Annotated in this window: 5 protein-coding genes; 2 read left to right on the forward strand and 3 right to left on the reverse strand. The window is 68.9% G+C overall.

What is annotated here, in order from left to right; genetic code table 11:
- From AC1DZ6_RS16245 to AC1DZ6_RS16255, 3 genes are all read right to left on the reverse strand, one after another.
- Nucleotides 1-880 (reverse strand): PAS domain-containing protein (locus tag AC1DZ6_RS16245; RefSeq protein WP_477098187.1); only part of this gene is annotated, 880 nt, incomplete at its 3' end.
- Between the two features lie 109 nt (nucleotides 881-989).
- Nucleotides 990-2,630: a flavin-containing monooxygenase gene (locus tag AC1DZ6_RS16250; protein ID WP_477098188.1), complete on the reverse strand. Its 1,641-nt coding sequence runs from the start codon at nucleotides 2,628-2,630 to the stop codon at nucleotides 990-992.
- 93 nt (nucleotides 2,631-2,723) lie between these two features.
- Nucleotides 2,724-4,532 carry a methyl-accepting chemotaxis protein gene (locus AC1DZ6_RS16255; RefSeq protein ID WP_477098189.1) on the reverse strand — a complete coding sequence of 603 codons (1,809 nt, stop codon included), beginning with the start codon at nucleotides 4,530-4,532 and terminating at the stop codon, nucleotides 2,724-2,726.
- A 249-nt stretch (nucleotides 4,533-4,781) separates the two neighbouring features.
- Between AC1DZ6_RS16255 and AC1DZ6_RS16260 the strand changes: the two genes are divergently transcribed.
- On the forward strand, nucleotides 4,782-5,900 hold the full coding sequence (locus AC1DZ6_RS16260; protein ID WP_477098190.1) for a carbohydrate porin: 1,119 nt from the start codon (nucleotides 4,782-4,784) through the stop codon (nucleotides 5,898-5,900).
- A 313-nt stretch (nucleotides 5,901-6,213) separates the two neighbouring features.
- The coding region (locus AC1DZ6_RS16265) for a PEP/pyruvate-binding domain-containing protein (protein WP_477098191.1) at nucleotides 6,214-6,571 on the forward strand (358 nt) is incomplete at its 3' end.

The following is a 6,571-nucleotide window of genomic DNA, read 5'->3' on the forward strand; positions in this document are numbered from 1 at the left end:
CCCCGTTGAGCGGCGTGCGGATCTCGTGGYTCATATTGGCCAGGAACTCGCTCTTGGCGATGCTGGCCGCCTCGGCTCGGTGCAGGGCCGCGTCGAGGGCCGCCGCGTTCAGCTTGCGCTCGGTGATGTCCTCGCAGATCGCCAACAGATGGCGGCGGCCGTCCTCGCCGGAAATTGCGATCTTGCGGGTCTGCAGCCAGCGCCGGCCGTTGTGCGGGGTGTCGAGCGGCTCCTCCTCGATCGTCAGAAGTTCGCCGCTCTCGATCACCTCCCGGTCCTTGGCGACGAAGAAGTCGGCCTGGTCGGCGGGAAAGAAATCATGGTCCGAGCGGCCCAGCAGCGCCTCGCGCGGCACGCCCAGCACCTCCTCGGCGGCTCGATTGACGAGCAGGAACTTGCCGCTCTCGCCGTCCTTGACGAACAACATGGCCGGGACGTTCTCGATCACGGTGTCCAGGAAGGCCTGGGGCGGGGCGGAGTGTTCCGTCGAACCGGCCGGCTCCAGACTGAAACAGCTGGTGATCCGGCCGCCCGACGGCGTGCGGCGGGTGGCGAAGCGCAGGCGCTCGCCATGTTCCACCCGCTCGTCGCGGACCTGCTCCAAGGTCGCGCGGCGATGGATCTGTTCGGCCAGCCAGGCCTCTGGCCGAGCGCCCGCGTCCGGATAGCGCCCGGCGGCCAATCCGGCCCGGAGCAGGGCTTCGAACGTCATGCCCTCGACGGCCTCGACGCCCCATCGCGCCCAGAGCTCGGCGTAGCGTTGGTTCAACGCCACGCATCGATCCGTCGCGTCGAACACCGCCAGGCCTTCGGACGCGGTGTCGAAGGCTTCGCGCATCAGGGTGTGGAGGGCCGGGGGCGCGGCCGGATCGTCGATCATCGTGAGGGCGGCTCGTGCACGAACAGGGGCGAGCAGCTACGACCCAGGGACCTTTCCAGACAGAAAAAATCAGCGTTCTGCGACGATATGTCCAAGGCTTGGTCTTCGATCAGGATCTCAGGGCGAACCCCTCGTAGCCCTGCGCCGCCACCGCGTCGCAGTGGATCTTATAGCCCTCGCCCACATAGGGCATGAACACCCTGGGCTTCCCGGGGATGTTGGCGCCCATGTACCAGGAGGCCGCCCGGGGGAAGAGGGTCTTGTCGGCCTCTGCGTTGACGTGGGCGACCCAGTCTTCCTGGGCCTGGACCGTCGCCTCCAAGGTCGAGGCGTTGGTGGCGCGCACGTGGGTGATGGCGTCCATGATCCAGTCCACGTGCTGCTCGCAGGCGGTCAGCACGTTGGTCAGCACCGACGGGCTGCCCGGGCCGGTGACGGTGAACAGGTTGGGGAAGCCCGCCACGGCCAGGCCCAGATAGGTCTTGGGACCCTCGGCCCAGGCCTCGCCCAGGCTCAGGCCGTCGCGGCCGCGGATGTCCATGCGCAGCAGGGCGCCGGTCATGGCGTCGAAGCCCAGGGCGGAGACGATCACGTCGACCTCATAGTCGCGCTCGGCCGTGCGCACGCCCGTCGGGGTGATCGCGGTGATCGGCGTCTCCCGCAGGTCGACCAGGGCGACGTTGTCGCGGTTGAAGGTCTCGTACCAGCCGGTGTCGACGCAGGCCCGCTTGGTCATGATCGGAAAGTCACGCGGCGTCAGCTTCTCGGCCAGGGCCGGGTCCTTGACCGTTTCGGCGATCCGGGCCCGGACGAAATCGCCGGCCGCCTGGTTGCAACGCTCGCTGCGCACGATGTTGGGGATCTGCACGGCCGAGATCAGACCCCATCCGTTCCACAGCTGGGCGACCAGGGCGGTCAGCTCCTCGTCGGACGGCACATAGTCGGCGGGTGGGATGGGCAGGGGCGGCTGGCCGCTGCGCAGCAGCTCCACATAGGCTGGGAAGTTGGCCCGAAACCCGGCCACCTCCTCGTCGGTCAGCGGGGCGTTCAGGGCCGGCAGGCTGTAGTTGGGCGTGCGCTGGAAGACGTAGACCTGGTCGGCCTGCTCGGCGATCAGCGGCGTCGACTGGACCGCGGACGAGCCGGTGCCGATCACCGCCACCCGCTTGCCGGAGAAGTCGATCGGCGCGTGCGGCCACAGGCCGGTGACGTAGGTCTCGCCTTCGAAGGTCTCGGCGCCCGGCAGGTCGAAGTCGCGCGGCGCCGACAGACAGCCGGTGGCCATCACGCAGAACCGGGCGGCGATCTGGTCGCCCCGGTCGGTCGTCACCCGCCAGAGGCCGGCGGCCTCGTCGAAGATCGCGGAGACCACCCGGGTCTCGAACAGGAAGGAGGGGCGCAGGTCGAAACGGTCGGCCACGTGCTGGGCGTAGGCCAGGATCTCCGGCTGGGTGGCGTACTTCTCGCTCCACCGCCAGTCGGCCTGCAGGTCGTCGGAGAAGGTGTAGGAATAGAGCAGGCTGGGAATGTCGCAGCGGGCCCCCGGATAGCGGTTCCACCACCAGGTGCCGCCCACGTCGCCGGCCGCCTCGATCCCCTGGACGGTCAGCCCGGCTTCACGCRGCCGATGGACCATGTAGAGCCCGCCGAACCCGGCCCCGACGACGACCGCGTCCAGTGGAGCGGCGGTCGGGTGAAGGGGCTCGCGAGCGGCCGCGTTCGTCCCTGGACGGGTCGTTGCTGGCGCCATGATGTCCTCCCCGGTGCTGTTTCGCCTCTACGGGCGACCGGTGAGTTCAAGATATGAAGCCTGCCCCTAGGGCAGTCCATGGGGCAGCGACGGCTAGCTGGCCATCCGCATCGCTTCACGCTCGCCGCCGACCTTGAAGCGGCCGACCAGCGAGACCAGCTGCGCGGTCTCGCCCTTCAGCGAATGGGTGGCGGCGGTGGCTTGTTCGACCATGGCGGCGTTCTGCTGAACCACCTGATCCATGTGATTGACGGCGGTGTTGACCTCGGCCAGGCCCGAGGCCTGTTCCTGGCTGGACGAGCTGATCTGGCGGACCAGGTCGTCGATGGCGGCCACGCGGTCGACGATGCGGTTCAGCGCCTCGCCGGTCTGGCCGACCAGATCCACGCCCGCGCCCACCTGCTGGGACGAGGTCGAGATCAGGGTCTTGATCTCCTTGGCCGCCTCGGCGGAACGCTGGGCCAGCGCCCGGACTTCCTGGGCGACGACGGCGAAGCCACGGCCTGCGTCACCCGCACGGGCGGCTTCCACGCCGGCGTTCAAGGCCAGCAGATTGGTCTGGAAGGCGATCTCGTCGATGACGCCGATGATCTGGGTGATCTGGCGCGAGGAGTCTTCGATCGCGCCCATCGCCGACACGGCCTGGCCCACCACCTGGCCCGAGCGTTCGGCGTCGGTGCGGGCCGAGGCCACCTCGGCGGTGGCGCGGGTGGCGCCGTCGGCGGTCTGGCGCACGGTGGCGGCGATCTCGTCGAGGGCGGCGGCGGTCTCTTCCAGGCTGGCGGCCTGCTGCTCGGTGCGACGCGACAGGTCGTTGGAGGCCGAAGCGATCTCCTGGGTGCCCGAACCGATCTGTGAGGCGACGCCCGAGATCGTGCGGATGGCGTCCTCCAGGCCGGCGGCGGCGGCGTTGAAGTCGTTCTTCAGGGCGGCGTAGTCGCTGGCCACCTGGGCGGCGATGCGGGTGGACAGGTCACCGCCCGCCAGGCCCGACAGGCCCTTGGCCATGACCTCGACGACGGCCTGCTGCTCGCGGCCGGCCAACTCGAAGGCGGCCTCCATGTCGCGCAGCTTGCGGTCCAGTTCCTGCTGGAAGCCGGCGGCCTCGGCCTCGAGCCGGGCGCGCTCGATGCCCGACTGGCGGAAAACCTCGACGCTCTTGGCCATCTCGCCGATCTCGTCGGCGCGGCCGGCGCCCGAGACGGTGATGTCGTTCTGGCCGGCCGCCAGGCGACGCATCTCGCCGGCCAGGTTCAGCACGGGCCGCACGATGGCGGCGCGCGACATGATGATCAGGATGCCGGCGAAGATCATGCCCGCCACCACGGCGGCGGTCATCAGGATCTCGGAGAACCGGGCCACGCTGTTGGCGCGGGCGGCGGCGACGGCGGACGCCGCCTCGATCTTGTCGGACGCCTGGCTCATCGCGCCTTCCAGCGTCGTGAACTGCTTCATGAAGCCGGGCATGGCGGCGATGGCCTGGGCGCGGTCGGCGCCGGCCAGATCCACCATCTGGCCGGCGGACTTGATGTAGACGTCCAGCGGGGCCTTGAGCTCGGCCAAGGCGGCGCGGCTGGCGGGGTCGGTGGCCAGGGCGTCGTTGGCGGTGATCGCTTCGCGGAAATTGGCGACGTGCTCGGCGAGATCCTTGCGCACGTCGTCGATGGCGATGCCCGAACCGGCGTCACCGGCCAGTTGGCTCGACAGGACGTCGGCGCGCAGGGCGTCGTGCATCATGTCGGCTTCCATGTGGTTGCGCAGCACGGCGGCCGAGACGTTGGCGTCGCGCAACGCGCCGTCCAGGCGCGCGGTGGACCACAGGCCCGCGCCCGCGCTGGCCGTGCACAGCACCATGACGGCCGCGCCCGCGCCCATCACCTTGTGGTTGATCGTCCGAAGCATTCCGAGCCCCTGCACCCCGTTTAGGTCCGACCACCTTCCTGCAATGAGGTTAACGGCGCCTTCGTCATTCATGGTCGGGGCTCTAAAACCCCCAAGTGAGGCAAAAGGCCGCGCCCCGAAAACTTTAAGAGGTGCTTCAAGCCGCGCCGGTACTTGTCCTCGTGTTGACGGGGCAAGATCATGACTTCCACTAAGACAATCTGTTCCTGCGCGGCATTCGCAATTGGCGTCGCCACGGGATCGGTCGCCTTGGCGCGAACCGAGGCGGGGCAAAGCGCCTGGACCCACGAAGTCACCTATACGGCTGACGTCGCCGGCACGGTGCGGGGCGGGACCGCCCACGCTGGGCGCGCCCTGGACAATCTCGACGTGATCGTCGACGGCGACCTGGAAAAGCTGGTCGGCTGGCGCGGCGCGAGCGTGCACGGCTACCTGCTCAACAACAGCGGCGGCGCCCCTAACGACCTGGCCGGCACGCTGCAGGGCGTCGACAATATCGAGGTCGGACGGCCCCGGGCGCGGCTCTATGAGCTTTGGATCCAGTCTCGCTTCGCCGGAGACCACGGCTCGGTGCTGGCCGGACTCTACGATCTCAACAGCGAGTTCTATTCCACCGAGGCCTCGGGCCTGCTGCTGGCGCCGCCGTTCGGCATCGGCTCGGAGATCGCCGCCACCGGACCCAACGGGCCGTCGATCTTCCCGTCCACCGCCCTGGCGGTCCGCGCCCGGATCGAGGGCGGGCAGGGGGCCTACGCCCAGGCCGCCGTGCTCAACGCCCATGCCGGCACGGTCGGCGACCCGAAGGGGCCCTCCACCGAATTCGACAACGGCGCCCTGATGATCGCCGAAGCCGGGATCGGCGACAGCTGGCGGCTGGCGGCCGGCGGCTGGTTCTACACCGAGCGCCAGCCGGACCTGCGCGACCTGGACGTCAACGGCGATCCGACCCTCAGCAAGGCGCGCGGCGGCTATGTCCTGGCCGAATACCCGTTCATCGACGGCGGTGCGACCGGCCGCTCGGTGCGGGGCTTCGTCCGCCTGGGCGTCTCGGACGGCGACACCACGCCCTTCCGCTCCGGCTGGCAGGCCGGCGTGCTGGTCGAGCGGGTCTTCGCCTCGCGTCCCGACAGCGCGTTCTCGGTCGGGGTGGAGCAGGGGCTGCTGTCGTCCAAGCAGCGCGCCAACACGTTTGACGCGGGCCTGCCGCCGGCCGACGCCGAATCCAGTCTCGAGATCACCTATTCCGACAAGGTCGCGCCGCGCGTCGCCCTGCAGCCCGACCTGCAGGTGATCCGCCGGGCCGGCGGCGACCAGGACGCGCCGACCGTGGTCGTGATGGCGCTGCGGCTGACCATCAGCCTGTTCTAAGGCCTCGCGGCGAGGCTGGCGTCGGTCTTCGCGGCGGCTGCCGCAACACCCCGGCTTGAGACTCGGCTTGGTGTTCGCTCGCGTCGATATTCGCGCAAATCTCGAACAGGACAACGTTGTCATTGGAAGAATTTGCCGAAATTTCGGTTTAGACTGCGAACCGCAAACCGTCGGTGGACGGCTTCTTTGACAAGGTGCTACTGAACGCCCGGATATTGCAGTGCGGGATGGGCGTTTACGCTCGTTGTCCCAGGCCAGGACAGCTCCGATAGAGGGCTGCCGGCTTTTTCACTTATCGCAGGGTGAACCAGAAATGCCGGTTGATACGCTGACCAAGACGCAGTGGGTCTATTCGTTCGGGGGAGGCGGCGCCGACGGCGACGCCAAGATGAAGAACTTGCTGGGGGGCAAGGGCGCCAATCTCGCCGAGATGTCGTCCCTGGGCCTGCCGGTGCCGCCGGGCTTCACGGTGACCACCGAGGCCTGCGTCCACTACTACGCCAACGGCAAGCAGTACCCGGCCGAGCTGACGGATCAGCTGAACGCCGGCCTGGCCACGGTGGAAAAGCTGACCGGCAAGAGCTTCGGCGACGTCGAGAATCCGCTGCTGGTCTCGGTGCGCTCGGGCGCGCGGGCCTCGATGCCGGGCATGATGGACACCGTCCTGAACC

The sequence above is a fragment of the Caulobacter sp. P1_B12_2 genome (assembly GCF_056406675.1).